We start from the raw sequence: 14,350 nt of genomic DNA, 5'->3' as shown, positions 1-14,350 counted from the left end.
GCGCCTGCTGCAACGGCGCCCGCCGCGGCCGCGCCGGCCACAGCCGCGCCTGCCCGTAGTGGCGGTGGCGAACAGGTCACGGTGCAGCGCGGAGACACCGCAGGCAAGATCGCCGCGACCTACAAGCCCGCCGACGTCTCGCTCGACCAGATGCTGGTCGCGTTGCTGATGGCCAATCCCGATGCCTTCATCGGCGACAACGTCAACCGCATGCGCGCAGGTGCCGTGCTCGACCTGCCGAGCGCCGCCGAGGCATCCGCCGTTCCGCCGGCCGAGGCCCGCCGCAAGATTACCGCGCAAAGCCGCGATTTCGGCGCTTACCGCCAGCGTCTGGCCGACAACGCACCGACCACCAACGTGGCCGCAGCGAGCCGCAAGGCCACAGGCAAGGTGCAGGCCAATGTCGAAGACCGCAATGCCGCGGCCAGTTCGCCCGACAAGCTCACCATCTCGCAAGGCAACGCTGCCAGCCGGGCAGCCGACGAGAAGGTCGCACAGAACCGCCAGGCGCAGGACAGCAACAACCGCGTCGCGGAACTGTCGAAGAACATCAACGAGCTGAACAAGCTCAAGGCAGCGACCGGCACCGGTTCCGCCGCCGCAGCAGCACCAGCCGCCGCTGCGCCGGCACCGGCGACGCCGGGCATTCCGGTTCCGGCCCCCAACACCAGCGCCACGGTTGCGCCTCCTGTCGCCAGCCCCGCGCCTGCTCCGGCCGCCCCGGCAGCGGCAGCCCCGAGCCCCGCACCTACGCCAGAAGCCACGACTCAGGCCACAGCACCTGCTGCCCCGGCCGCCGCTCCGGCTGAAGCAGCACCGGCCGCCCCGCCGCCAGTGGCAGCCGATGGCACCGCGACTCCCGCAACGGCAGCCGCGAGCGCAGCTGTGGCCGCCGCGCCGAAGCCGGCCGTGAAGAAGCCTGCTCCGCCGCCCCCGCCGCCGGAACCCACCTTCTTCGAGGAACTGATGGACAACCCGCTGATGCTGGCGGGCGCCGCGCTGATCGCGTTGCTGATCGGCTTCCTGCTGTATCGCGTGCTGGGCCGCCGCCGCGAGGAGATGAGCGAAAGCGTGTTCCTCGAAAGCCGTATTCCGAAAGACTCGTTCTTCGGTGCCAGCGGTGGCGAATCGGTGGACACCAAGCACCGCGGCGACTCCACCGTCTCGTCGCTGTCGTACTCGCCGAGCCAGCTCGATGCGGGCGACGTCGACCCGGTCGCCGAAGCCGACGTGTACCTGGCCTACGGCCGCGACCTGCAGGCCGAGGAAATCCTGCGCGAGGCGCTGCGCCTGAACCCGGACCGCACCGCCATCCACCTGAAGCTGCTCGAAATCCACGCCAAGCGCCGCGACGTGCGCGCCTACGAAAGCCTGGCCACCGAAGTGCACAAGCTGACGGGCGGCGTGGGCTCCGACTGGAACCGCGTGGTCGACATGGGCAAGGATCTCGATCCGGGCAACCCGCTGTACGAACCGGGCTCTCCGCGCAGCGGTGGTGCCAGCGCCGCCGAAACTGCAGCCTTCGCAGGCGCCCTGGCAGCAGCAGCCAAGCCGGCGCCGGTGGTTCCGCCCCCGGTGGCAGTGGCACCGCCCGCCTTCGTGCCCTCGGTCGCACCGCTGGACTTCGACCTCGACCTGACCACCCCGCCGGCGCCCGCTCCGGCACCGGCCGTCCAGCAGCCGGCCGCCCAGCAGCACGCACCGGTCGGCGCCAGCCTGCCGAAGTCGGCCTACGCACCCGCTCCGACGACGGCACGCCCCGCGCCGCCCCTGTCGAACGGCCATGCCCCGACGACGCCAGTCGACCTCGAGAACGATTTCGACACCGCCCCCGGCGCGCTGTCGGCAGACACAATGCCCGGCTCGCTGAGCCTGAACGATGCCGACAACACCCGTCCCGCCATGCTGCGCAACGCGCTGCCGGCCGACTCGGGCTTCATCGAGTTCGACATGAGCGCGCTGGCCGGCCTGCCGGCGTCGCGCCCGGCCGAGCCGACCAGGTCAACGGCTGCTCCTGCCTCCGTGCACGGCGACGAAGGCGACGACAGCCCGCACGCCGTCAAGCTGTCGCTGGCCCGTGAGCTGCAAGCCATCGGCGACGTCGAAGGCGCCCGCTCGCTGGTCGAGGAAGTCGAAGCAGAAAGCGCTGGCGACCTCAAGTCGCAAGCCCGCCAACTGCTCGCGGAACTGCGCTGATCGGGCTTCGCCGGCCCGCTCTTCGCTCTTCTTCGGTCCCCTGAATTCGTGAGGCTGGCGCTCGGCATCCGGTACAACGGCCAGGCGTACGACGGCTGGCAGAGCCAGCCCTCGGGCCGCACGGTGCAGGACAAGCTCGAAGCGGCCCTCACGAAGTTCGCTGCGCAGCCCATCAGGACGCTGTGCGCCGGACGCACCGACTCGGGCGTCCATGCGCTGATGCAGGTGGTGCATTTCGACACCCCCGTTCAGCGCGAACCCTTCTCCTGGATGCGCGGCACCAACCGCTTCCTGCCCGACGACATCGCAGTGCAGTGGGCGCACCCGGTGCCGGACGAGTTCCACTGCCGTGCCAGTGCTCTCGCCCGTCGCTATGTCTACGTGCTCTCCCAATCCCCCGTGAGGCCGAGCCTCGACACGGGCCGGGTCGGCTGGTCGATGCACCCGCTCGACGGTGATGCGATGCGCGCGGCAGCCGCGCTGCTCGTCGGCCAGCACGATTTCAGTTCGTTCCGTGCCTCCGCCTGCCAGGCTCGCTCGCCGGTCAAGGATCTGCGGCGCATCGGGATCACGCGCGTCGGCGACGGTGAACGCTGCCGCTGGCACTTCGAGTTCGAGGCCGATGCATTCCTGCACCACATGATCCGCAACCTGATGGGTTGCCTCGTGCGCGTCGGCCGCGGCGATGAACGGCCGGAATGGATCTCGCAGGTGCTCGAGGCACGCAGCCGCGACGCGGCGGCCCCCACCTTCTCAGCCGACGGCCTGTATTTCATGGGTCCGTTGTACGACGCCAAGTGGGGTCTGCCGGCCGAGGCCACGCTGCAGGCCGGCGGGGCTCCGTATGATGGCCCGCCATGAGCGCGCCTTCCCTGCCCCGAACCCGCATCAAGATCTGCGGCCTGACCCGTGAGGCCGACGTGGACGCGGCAGTCGAAGCTGGGGCAGATGCCATCGGTTTCGTCCTGTACCCGAAGAGCCCTCGCGCAGTGACGCTCGACCGCGCCGCCGAACTGGCCTCGCGTCTGCCCCCGTTCATCACGCCCGTTCTTCTGTTCGTGAACGAGGACGCTCCCAAAGTCATAGCATCGCTCGCCCAGGTGAAGGGCTCCATCGCGCAGTTCCACGGCGAAGAGACGCCCCAGCAGTGCGAGGAAGCCACCGGTCCGGGCCGCTTCCGCTATATGCGCGCCGCCCGCATTCCGCTGGGGGCTGCCGGGGCCGGCTTCGACCTCGTAAAATACGCGTCCGATTACTCCCACGCCCAGGCCATCCTGCTCGACGCACACGTCGAAGGTTATGGCGGTGGCGGCAAGGCATTCGATTGGTCACTTCTTCCACCCGCCGTCGACGCTCACCTCGTCTTGAGTGGTGGGCTCACACCTGCAAACGTGAGCGATGGCATTCGCAGCCTGCGGACGCGCTGCAAGACGCTGTCCGTTGATGTGAGCTCGGGCGTCGAAATCGACGGCCCCGGGAACAAGGGCCTCAAGGACGCCGGAAAGATCCGGCAGTTCGTCGCAGCCGTCAGGGCTGCAGACGCGTCCTTTTCAAGTTAGCCGCCGCAGCCGATCGTTCGTCGGGCTGCGGCCCACCGATCGAGAACCATGCAAAGCCAATTCCAGGACTACCAGCAACCCGACGCCACCGGCCACTTCGGCAACTACGGCGGCACCTTCGCAAGCGAAACGCTCACCCACGCGATCAACGAACTGCGCGATGCGTACGCGAAGTTCAAGGACGATCCGGCCTTCCTCGCGGAATTCCACTACGAGCTCAAGCACTTCGTCGGCCGCCCCTCGCCGATCTACCACGCGGCGCGCACCAGCCGCGAGATGGGCGGCGCGCAGATCTATCTGAAGCGCGAAGACCTGAATCACACCGGCGCGCACAAGATCAACAATGTGATCGGCCAGGCGATGCTCGCGCGCCGCATGGGCAAGCCCCGCGTGATCGCCGAGACCGGCGCCGGCCAGCACGGCGTGGCCACCGCCACCATCTGCGCGCGCTACGGCCTCGAATGCGTGGTCTACATGGGTAGCCAGGACGTGAAGCGCCAGAGCCCCAACGTCTACCGCATGAACCTGCTCGGCGCGACCGTGGTGCCCGTCGAATCAGGCAGCAAGACGCTGAAGGACGCGCTCAACGAGGCGATGCGCGACTGGGTGACGAACGTGGAGAACACCTTCTACATCATCGGCACCGTCGCCGGCCCGCACCCCTACCCGACCATGGTGCGCGACTTCCAGAGCGTGATCGGCACGGAATGCATCGAGCAGATGCCGGCCATGCTGGCCGCCGACGGCATAACCGGCGAGGCCGAGGGCAGGCAACCCGACGTGGTCGTCGCCTGCGTGGGCGGCGGCAGCAACGCGATGGGCATCTTCCACCCCTACATTCCGTTCGCGGGCACGCGCCTGATCGGCGTGGAGGCGGCGGGCGAAGGGCTCGACAGCGGCAAGCACTCGGCCTCCATCCTGCGCGGCAGCCCCGGGGTACTGCACGGCAACCGCACCTACCTGCTGCAGAACGACGACGGCCAGATCACCGAGACCCACAGCATCAGCGCGGGCCTCGACTACCCGGGCGTGGGCCCCGAACACGCCTACCTCGCGGACATCGGCCGTGCCGAGTACGTCGGCGTCACCGACAAGGAAGCGCTCGACGCCTTCCACTACCTGTGCCGCACGGAAGGCATCATTCCCGCGCTCGAATCCAGCCACGCCGTGGCCCACGCGCTGAAGCTCGCGAAGACCATGCGCCCCGACCAATCCATCCTGGTGAACCTCTCGGGCCGCGGCGACAAGGACATCGGCACCGTCGCCGACCTGTCGGGCGTCGACTTCTACGACCGCCCCTCGATGCGCGGCCTGAGCGTGAAGGGAGGCAAGTGATGAGCCGCATTGCAGCCACCTTCGAGGCCCTGAAGAAGCAAGGCCGCCGCGCCCTCGTGCCGTACGTGACCGCGGGCTTTCCCTTTGCCGACATCACGCCCGAGCTGATGCACGGCATGGTCGAGGCCGGCGCCGACGTGATCGAGCTGGGCGTGCCTTTCTCCGACCCGATGGCCGACGGCCCCGTGATCCAGAAGGCCGGCGAGGCCGCGCTGGCGCTGGGCGTGGGCATGAAGCAGGTGCTCGCCATCGTCGCCGACTTCCGCAAGATCGACACGACCACCCCGGTGGTGCTGATGGGCTATGCGAACCCAGTCGAGCGCTACGACCTGGTGCACGGCAAGAAGGCCTTCATCCGCGACGCCGCCGCGGCCGGCGTGGACGGCCTGCTGGTCGTCGACTATCCGCCCGAGGAATGCGAGGCCTTCGCCGCCGACCTCAAGGTCGCCGGCATCGACCTGATCTTCCTGCTTGCCCCCACCAGCACCGACGAGCGCATGGCCCAGGTCGCGCGCATCGCCAGCGGGTACGTCTACTATGTGTCGCTCAAGGGCGTGACGGGCGCCGGCCACCTCGACGCCGAAGCGGTCGGCCAGATGATTCCGCGTATCCGCCAGCATGTAGGCATTCCGGTCGGCGTGGGCTTCGGCATTCGCGACGCCCGCACGGCACAGGCGGTCGGATCGGCCGCCGACGCGGTCATCATCGGCACCAGGATCATTCAACTCATCGAGGACCAGCCCCGCGACAAGGTCGTGCCGGCGGTGCGCGAATTCCTCGCGGGCATCCGCGAGGCGCTCGACGCCCTGCCCGCCGCGACGGCCAAGAACGCCGCTGGTCGATAATCACCGCCAACACAAGGAGCCCCCATGAGCTGGCTTGAAAAACTGCTACCCGCCAAGATCGCCCAAACCGACCCGTCCGAGCGCCGCCAGGTGCCCGAGGGCCTGTGGATCAAGTGCCCCGCCTGCGAGACCGTTCTGTACAAGACCGACCTCGAGCACAACCAGAACGTCTGCCCCAGCTGCAGCCACCACCACCGCATCGGCGCTCGCGCGCGGCTCGACGCCTTCCTCGACGCCGAGGGCCGCTATGAAGTCGGGCAGGAAGTGCTGCCGGTCGACGCGCTGAAGTTCAAGGACAGCCGCAAGTACCCCGAGCGCCTGAAGGAAGCCCTGGAAAACACCGGTGAGACCGACGCACTGGTGGTCATGGGCGGCTCGGTGCACAGCATCAGCGTGGTCGTCGCGTGCTTCGAGTTCGAGTTCATGGGCGGCTCCATGGGCAGCGTGGTCGGCGAGCGCTTCGTGCGCGGCGTCGAGACCGCCATCGAGCAGAAGGTGCCCTTCATCTGTTTCACCGCCACCGGCGGCGCGCGCATGCAGGAGGGCCTGCTCTCGCTGATGCAGATGGCCAAGACCAATGCCGCGCTCACCCGCCTGGCAAAGAAGGGCCTGCCCTACATCAGCGTGCTGACCGACCCGACGATGGGCGGCGTGTCGGCCGGCTTCGCCTTCGTGGGCGACGTGGTGATCGCCGAGCCCAAGGCGCTGATCGGTTTCGCCGGCCCGCGCGTGATTGAATCGACCGTGCGCGTGACGCTGCCCGAAGGGTTCCAGCGCGCCGAGTTCCTGCAGACCAAGGGCGCCATCGACTTCATCAGCGACCGCCGCGAACTTCGCAAGACGATCGCGAACACACTGGCGATGCTGCTGCGGCAGCCGGCCGATGCGGTGAGCTGAGCTGAGCGAAACACTGACGCGATAAACCAAAAGGGCCCGGATGCCGATGCATCCGGGCCCTTTTGCTTGGGAATTCAGGAATTCAGGCGCTCAGAAGGTCAGCTGGTAAGCAAACACCAGCAGGTTGCCCAGCACGATCGCGATCACCTGCAGCACGACGATCGCGGCCAACGGCGAAAGGTCGACCCCGCCGATCAGCGGAATGAAGCGGCGAAAGGGCCGCACCAGCGGCTCGGCCAGGCGGGAGATCAGGTCGAGCAGCATCGGCGAAGCCCCCGGAATCCACGACAGCACCGCGTAGACCACCAGCAGCGCCGTCAGGCCCGAGATGGCCAGTTGCATCAGCCCCACCAGCGACACCAGCGGCAGTGTCGCGATGCGCCCCAGGTTGCCGACCAGCAGCCACAGCAGCAGGAACTTCAGCATCACCAGCAGCCATGCGGCGATCAGGCTTGCCAGGTCCCAGCGCTTCACGGAAGGCACGATGCGCCGCAGCGGCAGCACGATCCAGTCGGTGATCGCGAACACGAAGCGCCCGAGCGGGTTGCCGAAAGGCACGCGGTGGTACTGCATGTACAGGCGCAGCAGGCAGGCGCCGCCGAGCAGACCGACGATCACGTCGAGGAGGAACGAGGGAATCTGGTAGAGCATGAGACGCGGCCGTGAGGGGAATGCGATGATAGCCACGCAAGGCTCTTCGATGACGACACAACCCCTTTTGCATTCACTGCCATTGTTTCCGCTCGGTACGGTGCTCTTTCCGGGCGGCCTGCTTCCGCTGCGAATCTTCGAGGTCCGCTATCTCGACATGATCGGCAAGTGCCGCAAGGCCGACGCCCCTTTCGGCGTGGTGAGCCTGACCAGCGGCAGCGAGGTGCGCAAGGCCGGTGCCGACGCCGAGAGCTTCGCCGCCATCGGCACGCTGGCCATGATCCGCGAGTTCGAGTCTCCTCAAAGCGGCCTGCTGCAGATCGAATGCGTGGGCACTCAGCGCTTTCGCGTCCGCAGCAACGAACTGCAGAAGCACGGCCTCTGGGTCGCAGAGGTCGAGGCGGTGAACGACGACGTCGCGCTCGAGATTCCAGACGACCTGCGGCACACCTCCACAGCGCTGCAGCGCCTCGTCGCCACCCTCGAGGAGCGCAAGCGCGCCCAGGGCGGATCGGTACGGCTGCCCATCGCCGAGCCCTACCACTTCGACGATTGCGGCTGGGTGGCCAACCGCTGGTGCGAACTGGTGCCGATGCAGCTCGAGCTGCGCCAGCGGCTGATGGAACTCGACAGCCCGCTGATGCGGCTGGAGCTGGTCAGCGATCTGCTCGCACGCACCGGCATCACTGGATAGGCCGCTCTACTTTTCATAGCGTATGGCGCAGGATTGACGGGCGCTCTGGGCAGGTTTTCTTCAAACCCGATCGGCTAAAATGCCAGCCCCGCGCACGCTCCCGGTTGCGCGCCATCCGCCTCCCATGTCCGATCAAAAGAACCCCTCGCCTCCTCCCGCCCCCGCCGACGAAAACCAGCTCATCGCAGAACGCCGCGAAAAGCTCACGCAGCTGCGCGCAGTGCAGGCCGAGGGCAAAGGCGTTGCGTTCCCTAACGACTTCAAGCCCGGCCATCGCGCCGCGGCGCTCGTCGAGGCACATGCAGCCACCGAGGGCGAAGTCCTCGAAGCGCAAGCCGTTTCGGTGAGCGTGGCCGGCCGGATGATGCTCAAGCGCGTGATGGGCAAGGCCAGCTTCGCCACGCTGCAGGACGCCACCGACCGCATCCAGCTCTACGTGACGCGCGATGCCGTCGGCGAAGACGTGTACGCCGACTTCAAGCGCTGGGACCTGGGCGACATCCTCGGTGCCGAGGGCACGTTGATGAAGACCAAGACGGGCGAGCTGTCGGTCAAGGTCACGAAGCTGCGCCTGCTCACCAAGAGCCTGCGCCCGCTGCCGGACAAGTTCCACGGCATGGCCGACCAGGAGCAGAAGTACCGCCAGCGCTACGTCGACCTGATCACCGACGAGTCCGCCCGCAAGCGCTTCACCGCGCGCAGCAAGGCCGTGAGCGCGCTGCGCGAGTTCATGGTGTCCAACGACTTCCTCGAAGTCGAGACGCCCATGCTCCACCCGATTCCAGGCGGCGCCAACGCCAAGCCCTTCAAGACGCACCACAACGCGCTCGACCAGGAGATGTTCCTGCGCATCGCGCCCGAGCTGTACCTCAAGCGCCTGATCGTCGGCGGCTTCGAGCGCGTGTTCGAGATCAACCGGAGCTACCGCAACGAGGGCATCTCGGTACGGCACAACCCCGAGTTCACGATGATGGAGTTCTACGCGGCCTACTGGAACTACCGCGACCTGATGGACTTCACCGAGACGCTGATCCGCACCATCGCCGACAAGGCCGTGGGCACGCAGCAGCTCACCTACCAGGGCAAGCCGGTCGACCTGACGCAGCCCTTCGAGCGGCTGACGATCCGCGAGGCGATCCTCAAGTACACCGACGCCGAAGGCGTGGCGCAGGGTGTCGACGACAGCGCCTGGCTCATCGCCGCCCTGCGCAAGCTCGGCATGAGCGAAGAGAAGGACAAGCTCTCGCAGCGCAGCCTCGCCAGCCTGCAGGTGCTGTACTTCGAGGAAACCGTCGAAGAGAAGCTCTGGCAGCCGACCTTCATCATGGAGCACCCGACCGAGATCTCGCCGCTGGCGCGCGCCAACGACGAGCGTCCCGAGGTCACGGAGCGCTTCGAGCTGTACATCACCGGCCGCGAATTCGGCAACGGCTTCAGCGAGCTGAACGACGCCGAGGACCAGGCCGCGCGCTTCAACGCGCAGGTGGCAGCCAAGGACAGCGGCGACGACGAAGCCATGTACTACGACCACGACTTCGTGCGCGCCCTCGAATACGGTATGCCGCCCACCGGCGGCTGCGGCATCGGCATCGACCGGCTGATGATGCTGCTGACCGACTCGCCGAGCATCCGCGACGTGATCCTGTTCCCGGCGCTGCGCAGGGAATCTTGAGCGTGTCCTCACCGTCGTCGCTGCCGACGATCGGCATCGACTTCGGCACCTCCAACTCCGCCGTGGCATGCCGGGTCGGCGGAGAAGCCCGCCTTCTGCCCATCGAAGGCACGGCCACCACCCTGCCCACCGCGATCTTCTTCAACGCCGAAGACCGCACGACCCATTTCGGCCGCGACGCCATCGGCCAGTACCTCTCGGGCACCGAGGGCCGGCTGATGCGCTCGCTCAAGAGCCTGCTCGGCAGTGCGCTGATGCAGGAGAAGACGGCGATCTACGACGGCCTCGTGAGCTTCGAGGACATCATCGCGCGCTTCCTGCGCGAACTGGCCACGCGCGCCAGCCGCGAGCTCGGCCAGATGCCCGAGCGCGTGGTGATCGGGCGCCCGGTGCATTTCGTGGACGACGATTCCAAGCGCGACGAGCGCGCGGAAGAAAGCCTGCGCGTCGCGGCGCGCGCGGCGGGCTTCCGGGAAATCTCGTTCCAGCTCGAGCCCATCGCGGCCGCCTTCGACTACGAGCAGCGGATCACCAAGGAGTCGATCGTGCTCATCGTCGACATCGGCGGCGGCACCTCCGACTTCACCGTCGTGCGCGTCGGCCCCGAGCGCGCCGCGCGCGAGGACCGCAGCGACGACGTGCTGGCCACCAGCGGCGTGCACATCGGCGGCACCGATTTCGACCAGCGGCTGAACCTCGAGCGCGTGATGCCGCAGTTCGGCTTTCGCCATCACGGCCCGCAGGGACGCGAGGTGCCGAGCAAGGTGTTCTTCGAACTGTCGTCCTGGCACCTGATCAACTGGCTCTACGCCGCCAAGGCGCTGCGGCAGGCCAAGGATCTGCGCACCAGCTACGCCGACACGCGCCTGCACGACCGGCTGATGACCGTGCTCGAGGAGCGGCACGGCCACCGCATCGCGAGCGCGGTGGAAGCGGCCAAGATCGACGTGTCGCTGACCGATGCCCCGACCGCCATCGACCTCGATTGCGCCGAGCGCGGCCTTGCGGCCTCCCTCACACCGGACGACATGGCCCGGCAACTGGCCACGCCGCTGGAAAGCGTGATCGCCTGCGCCCACGCCTGCGTCAGGCGCGCGGGCCTGCGCAGCAACGACCTCGACGCGATCTACCTCACCGGTGGCTCTTCCGCGCTGCGCCCGTTCCAGCACGCCCTGCGCAGGAGCTTCGCGGGCGTGAACCTGGTCGAAGGCGATCTCTTCGGCGGCGTCGCCACCGGGCTGGCCTGCGCGGCCAGCACGCAGCGCCGGGCCTGAACCCGGTCATTCCATGAAGTACCTGGCGGGCTACCCGGCACCCTTGCTGGAGCAGGTCCGCCAGCTCATCGCCGAAGACAAGCTCGGCTCCCTCCTCGGCCAGCGCTACCCGGGCGGCGTGCACGACATCCAGACCGACCGGGCGCTCTATGGGTACGTGAGCGAGCTCAAGAGCGAGTTCATGCGCAAGGCCGAGCCGCTGTCGAAGGTGATGTTCGACAACAAGCTGCACGTGATCCGCAACGCGCTGGGCACCCACACCACCGTGTCGCGTGTGCAGGGCGGCAAGCTCAAGGCCAAGCGGGAGATCCGGGTGGCCAGCCTCTTCAAGGAGGTTCCGCTGGCGTGGCTGAGGATGATTGTTGTGCACGAGTTGGCACATATGAAGGAGCGTGAGCATGACAAGGCGTTTTATGCGCTGTGCATGCACATGGAGCCGGACTATCATCGCCTCGAGTTCGATCTCCGGCTGTACCTGGAGCACTTGGGCATGGGAGGAAAACGCTTGTGGACAAATGCCGCAGCCTCCGCATCCGGCGAGGGATGACTTCGCGCAGCGGGTGTTCCATTGCTCTCTGAGAGCTTCAGCCGCAACGCCAATCCAACGCAGCCAGGCTCATGTCACATCCCCAACAACGATTCTTCGTCGCCGGCGTGAAGCAGTTCCTGCCGTCCTACTTCACCGGGCGGTCGGTGATCGAGATCGGCAGCCTCAATCTCAACGGTTCGGTCCGCGAGTTCTTCCAGGACTGCAACTATCTGGGCCTCGACGTAGGTGAAGGCCCGGACGTCGACCTCGTCTGCCACGGCGAAAACCATGGCGGCGCCGCGAACGGCACGGACGTCATCATCTCGTGCGAGGCCATGGAGCACAACCCGCAGTGGAAGAAGACCTGGCTCAACATGCTGCGCCTGGTGAAGGAAGACGGCCTCGTCGTCATGACCTGCGCCACACAGGGCCGACGCCAGCACGGCACGGTGGAGTTCAACCCTTCCGATTCGCCACTGACCATCGGCAAGAGCCAGAACTACTACCGCAACCTCGCGGCCTCGGATTTCACGGACCTGCTGCAACACGACGCCTGGTTCTCGGTCTGGGGCTTCTTCGAAGACCGCAGCAGCCATGACCTGTACTTCTTCGGCGTAGGCAAGGAGGCCGATGAAGAAACCCGCGCACAGGCACAGCAGCTGCATGCCGCGCTGAAGGACCACTACCACAAGGTCAACGTACTGGGCCACTACTGAAGCGAACGGACATCCCCCCGCGCGCCGCCCCATGACGACACTGCCCCGGCTCAACTTCACATCGCTGTCCTCGCACGAGACCTGCGGCGACATCGTCGAAGCCTTCAGGCTGGCGGCGGAACGCCTCGGCTACCCTACCCGCTTCACCCACTGCTACATCGAACCGGGTGAAATCAACATCCTGTTCTTCTTCTGGGACGTGCCATGGGAGCACATCGAGCAGCATCATCCCGATTGCATCGTCGTCAACTTCGAGCCGATGGTGCATGGCACGCACGCCTGGAACGACCGGTACCTCGAGGTGCTCAGACGCTGCTATCTCTGGGAATACAGCAAGACGAACTTCCAGCGGCATCGCCAGCTCGGCTACCGCAACGCGGACTATGTCGCGCTCGGCTGGGAGCCCGACGCCGCAGAAATCATGCCGCTGGAAGACATCCTGCCCGACGAGCAGCAGGACATCGACGTCGTCTTCTTCGGCTCGCTGACGCGCCGGCGCATCGACATCCTCGAAGGGCTGATGGCGCGCGGGCTGCGGGTCGAAGTCAACCGGGGGCGCGCCTGGACGCTGGAAGAGCGCAACGGCTTCATGCGCCGCGCGAAGATCGTGCTCAACCTCCATAACTGGGAAGAGTCGCGCATCGTCGAGGTGCCGCGGCTGTCGATCCTGCTGCGGCACCGCAAGGCGGTGGTCTGCGAGCTGTATCCCGACAGCGAGATCGAGGCGTCGATCCGCAAGGCGGTGGTTGGCGCCCCCTACGAGAAGCTCATTGAGACGATTGAGCAACTTCTTGCCGATGCACCTCGGCGCGCGAGACTCGAGCGCGAAGGCTTGTCGATCTTCACCAGCGCGTTCGCTGCGCCTCTGGTGGGGCCGGCCATCGAGCGCTTCCTGAGTTGGCGTGCACAACAACCCGACCGCTTCGCCGAGCCGGCAACGCCACCGCGCGTCACCCTTTGCCTGACAGCCGGGGATTCACCCGAAAGCCTGGAGCAGAGCCTTCGGACCTGGGCGGCCCAGACCGCGGTGGAAATTCACCTGGTGCTGGTTGGGCAGACAGGCACCGCCGGTCTCGAGACCATCCTGGCGGGATCGGGCATCGCCAGTTCGCAGCTGGTATCCCTGCCCTTCGCGTTCGACCGCGCCACCGCCCGCAACCTTGCGCTCGCGCACGCTCAAGGCGACTACATCGTCTTCGCCGACGTCGGCGACGTTCCAGCACCGCAACGCCTGCAACGCCAGACCGCGCTGCTCCAGGCTTGTCCCGATATCGATATCGTCGGCTCCTGGTGCGAGACGCAGGAAGGCCCCTTCGAGTTCTCCGAGCGGCATCAGGACATCCTCGTGGAGTTCTTCGGCCCGCGCCCGCTGTTGCTGTCGGCCTGCATGGTGCGCCGCAGCTTCATGGAGCGCAGCGGCGTGCGCCACGACCCCGAGTTCACGGTGCACGACGACTTCCACATGCTTTGCAAGAGCGCAGTCGCCGGTGCGCGCTTTGCAGTGATCCCCGAGCTTCTCCACAAGCCGGCCACGCCGACCAGCTCCGTCGATGCAGCCCGCGCGGCAACGCTCGCCTCGCGGGCGCGCGCGCGGGTTCTGGCCCATCTGCTTCCCCAATCGAGCGTCGAGCATGTGAACGAGATCGCCAAGCTGTACGACCTCTACTGGCCGCCGGTGCTCGACTTCGCGGAGAAGCTGCTGCTGATCCTCGCGCGCGCGAGCTTCAAGCCGGCCGCGGCACCGGCGCTGCAGCTGGTCGAGCAGGAAACGCTGACGCGCGCGCTACGGCACGAGGCCTTGCGGCTGCTTCAGATCTTTTTCAATGCAGGCCTGGCGGACAAGGAATGGCTGGAGCGCCAGTTCACGGTGCCCGAGATCGCCCAGTTCCTCGCACCCGCATCCAGCCAGTTGCCGGTGCGTGTTTTCAGGTTGGCGTCGGCGGTGGCCCCTACCGACCCGCATGCTGCGAACGGCTAACTGG

General features: G+C 67.0%; 13 protein-coding genes. 12 read left to right on the top strand and 1 reads right to left on the bottom strand.

The genetic code is table 11. The annotated features are described in order from the left end of the window. The 6 genes from QMO14_RS14325 to accD form a co-directional block, all read left to right on the top strand. Positions 1 to 2,196, top strand: a 2,196-nt coding sequence (locus QMO14_RS14325) for a FimV/HubP family polar landmark protein (RefSeq protein WP_301507866.1), incomplete at its 5' end; no start/stop codon positions are given. A 48-nt stretch (positions 2,197 to 2,244) separates the two neighbouring features. Next, complete coding sequence (gene truA, locus QMO14_RS14320) at positions 2,245 to 3,057, top strand: tRNA pseudouridine(38-40) synthase TruA (RefSeq protein WP_301507865.1); 813 nt, start codon at positions 2,245 to 2,247, stop codon at positions 3,055 to 3,057. Then, positions 3,054 to 3,755: a phosphoribosylanthranilate isomerase gene (locus tag QMO14_RS14315; protein WP_301507864.1), complete on the top strand. Its 702-nt coding sequence runs from the start codon at positions 3,054 to 3,056 to the stop codon at positions 3,753 to 3,755. The genes truA and QMO14_RS14315 overlap by 4 nt, the downstream gene beginning before the upstream one ends. 48 nt (positions 3,756 to 3,803) lie before the next feature. After that, positions 3,804 to 5,090 (top strand): tryptophan synthase subunit beta, encoded by a 1,287-nt coding sequence (trpB, locus tag QMO14_RS14310; protein ID WP_301507863.1) that lies wholly within the window; start codon positions 3,804 to 3,806, stop codon positions 5,088 to 5,090. Next, positions 5,090 to 5,935, top strand: coding sequence for a tryptophan synthase subunit alpha (gene trpA, locus QMO14_RS14305; RefSeq protein WP_301507862.1), 846 nt, complete (start codon positions 5,090 to 5,092; stop codon positions 5,933 to 5,935). The genes trpB and trpA overlap by 1 nt, the downstream gene beginning before the upstream one ends. 24 nt (positions 5,936 to 5,959) lie before the next feature. After that, entirely contained in the window at positions 5,960 to 6,832 is an 873-nt protein-coding gene (gene accD / locus QMO14_RS14300; protein ID WP_019654097.1) for an acetyl-CoA carboxylase, carboxyltransferase subunit beta, read from the top strand. A gap of 90 nt (positions 6,833 to 6,922) precedes the next feature. Here accD and QMO14_RS14295 read toward each other — a convergent pair whose 3' ends face one another. Further along, complete coding sequence (locus tag QMO14_RS14295) at positions 6,923 to 7,483, bottom strand: YggT family protein (RefSeq protein ID WP_301507874.1); 561 nt, start codon at positions 7,481 to 7,483, stop codon at positions 6,923 to 6,925. 49 nt (positions 7,484 to 7,532) lie between these two features. On the opposite strand from QMO14_RS14295, the gene QMO14_RS14290 reads away from it, so the two are divergent. From QMO14_RS14290 to QMO14_RS14265, 6 genes are all read left to right on the top strand, one after another. Then, positions 7,533 to 8,177 (top strand): LON peptidase substrate-binding domain-containing protein, encoded by a 645-nt coding sequence (locus tag QMO14_RS14290; RefSeq protein WP_301507861.1) that lies wholly within the window; start codon positions 7,533 to 7,535, stop codon positions 8,175 to 8,177. A gap of 124 nt (positions 8,178 to 8,301) precedes the next feature. Beyond that, on the top strand, positions 8,302 to 9,849 hold the full coding sequence (gene lysS / locus QMO14_RS14285) for a lysine--tRNA ligase (RefSeq protein WP_301507860.1): 1,548 nt from the start codon (positions 8,302 to 8,304) through the stop codon (positions 9,847 to 9,849). Between the two features lie 2 nt (positions 9,850 to 9,851). Beyond that, the gene (locus QMO14_RS14280; RefSeq protein WP_301507859.1) at positions 9,852 to 11,123 is read left to right on the top strand and encodes an Hsp70 family protein; all 1,272 of its coding nucleotides are present in this window, start codon (positions 9,852 to 9,854) and stop codon (positions 11,121 to 11,123) included. Positions 11,124 to 11,136: 13 nt separating this feature from the next. Beyond that, a complete protein-coding gene (locus QMO14_RS14275; RefSeq protein ID WP_301507858.1) occupies positions 11,137 to 11,670 on the top strand; it encodes a YgjP-like metallopeptidase domain-containing protein in 534 nt (177 codons plus the stop codon). A 71-nt stretch (positions 11,671 to 11,741) separates the two neighbouring features. Then, on the top strand, positions 11,742 to 12,368 hold the full coding sequence (locus QMO14_RS14270; protein WP_301507857.1) for a hypothetical protein: 627 nt from the start codon (positions 11,742 to 11,744) through the stop codon (positions 12,366 to 12,368). A 31-nt stretch (positions 12,369 to 12,399) separates the two neighbouring features. Next, complete coding sequence (locus QMO14_RS14265; RefSeq protein WP_301507856.1) at positions 12,400 to 14,346, top strand: glycosyltransferase family A protein; 1,947 nt, start codon at positions 12,400 to 12,402, stop codon at positions 14,344 to 14,346. Positions 14,347 to 14,350 lie beyond the last annotated feature (4 nt).

It is taken from the genome of Variovorax sp. CAN15, assembly GCF_030462475.1.
Classification (GTDB): Bacteria; Pseudomonadota; Gammaproteobacteria; order Burkholderiales; family Burkholderiaceae_C; genus Variovorax.
This window is presented reverse-complemented; position numbering and strand designations above follow the sequence as displayed.

Coding starts and splice junctions, on each gene's coding strand:
- QMO14_RS14315 (WP_301507864.1), top strand. CDS start 3,054: ATGAGCGCGCCTTCCCTGCCCCGAACCCGCATCAAGATCTGCGGCCTG.
- trpB (WP_301507863.1), top strand. CDS start 3,804: ATGCAAAGCCAATTCCAGGACTACCAGCAACCCGACGCCACCGGCCAC.
- trpA (WP_301507862.1), top strand. CDS start 5,090: ATGAGCCGCATTGCAGCCACCTTCGAGGCCCTGAAGAAGCAAGGCCGC.
- accD (WP_019654097.1), top strand. CDS start 5,960: ATGAGCTGGCTTGAAAAACTGCTACCCGCCAAGATCGCCCAAACCGAC.
- QMO14_RS14295 (WP_301507874.1), bottom strand. CDS start 7,483: ATGCTCTACCAGATTCCCTCGTTCCTCCTCGACGTGATCGTCGGTCTG.
- QMO14_RS14290 (WP_301507861.1), top strand. CDS start 7,533: ATGACGACACAACCCCTTTTGCATTCACTGCCATTGTTTCCGCTCGGT.
- lysS (WP_301507860.1), top strand. CDS start 8,302: ATGTCCGATCAAAAGAACCCCTCGCCTCCTCCCGCCCCCGCCGACGAA.
- QMO14_RS14275 (WP_301507858.1), top strand. CDS start 11,137: ATGAAGTACCTGGCGGGCTACCCGGCACCCTTGCTGGAGCAGGTCCGC.
- QMO14_RS14270 (WP_301507857.1), top strand. CDS start 11,742: ATGTCACATCCCCAACAACGATTCTTCGTCGCCGGCGTGAAGCAGTTC.
- QMO14_RS14265 (WP_301507856.1), top strand. CDS start 12,400: ATGACGACACTGCCCCGGCTCAACTTCACATCGCTGTCCTCGCACGAG.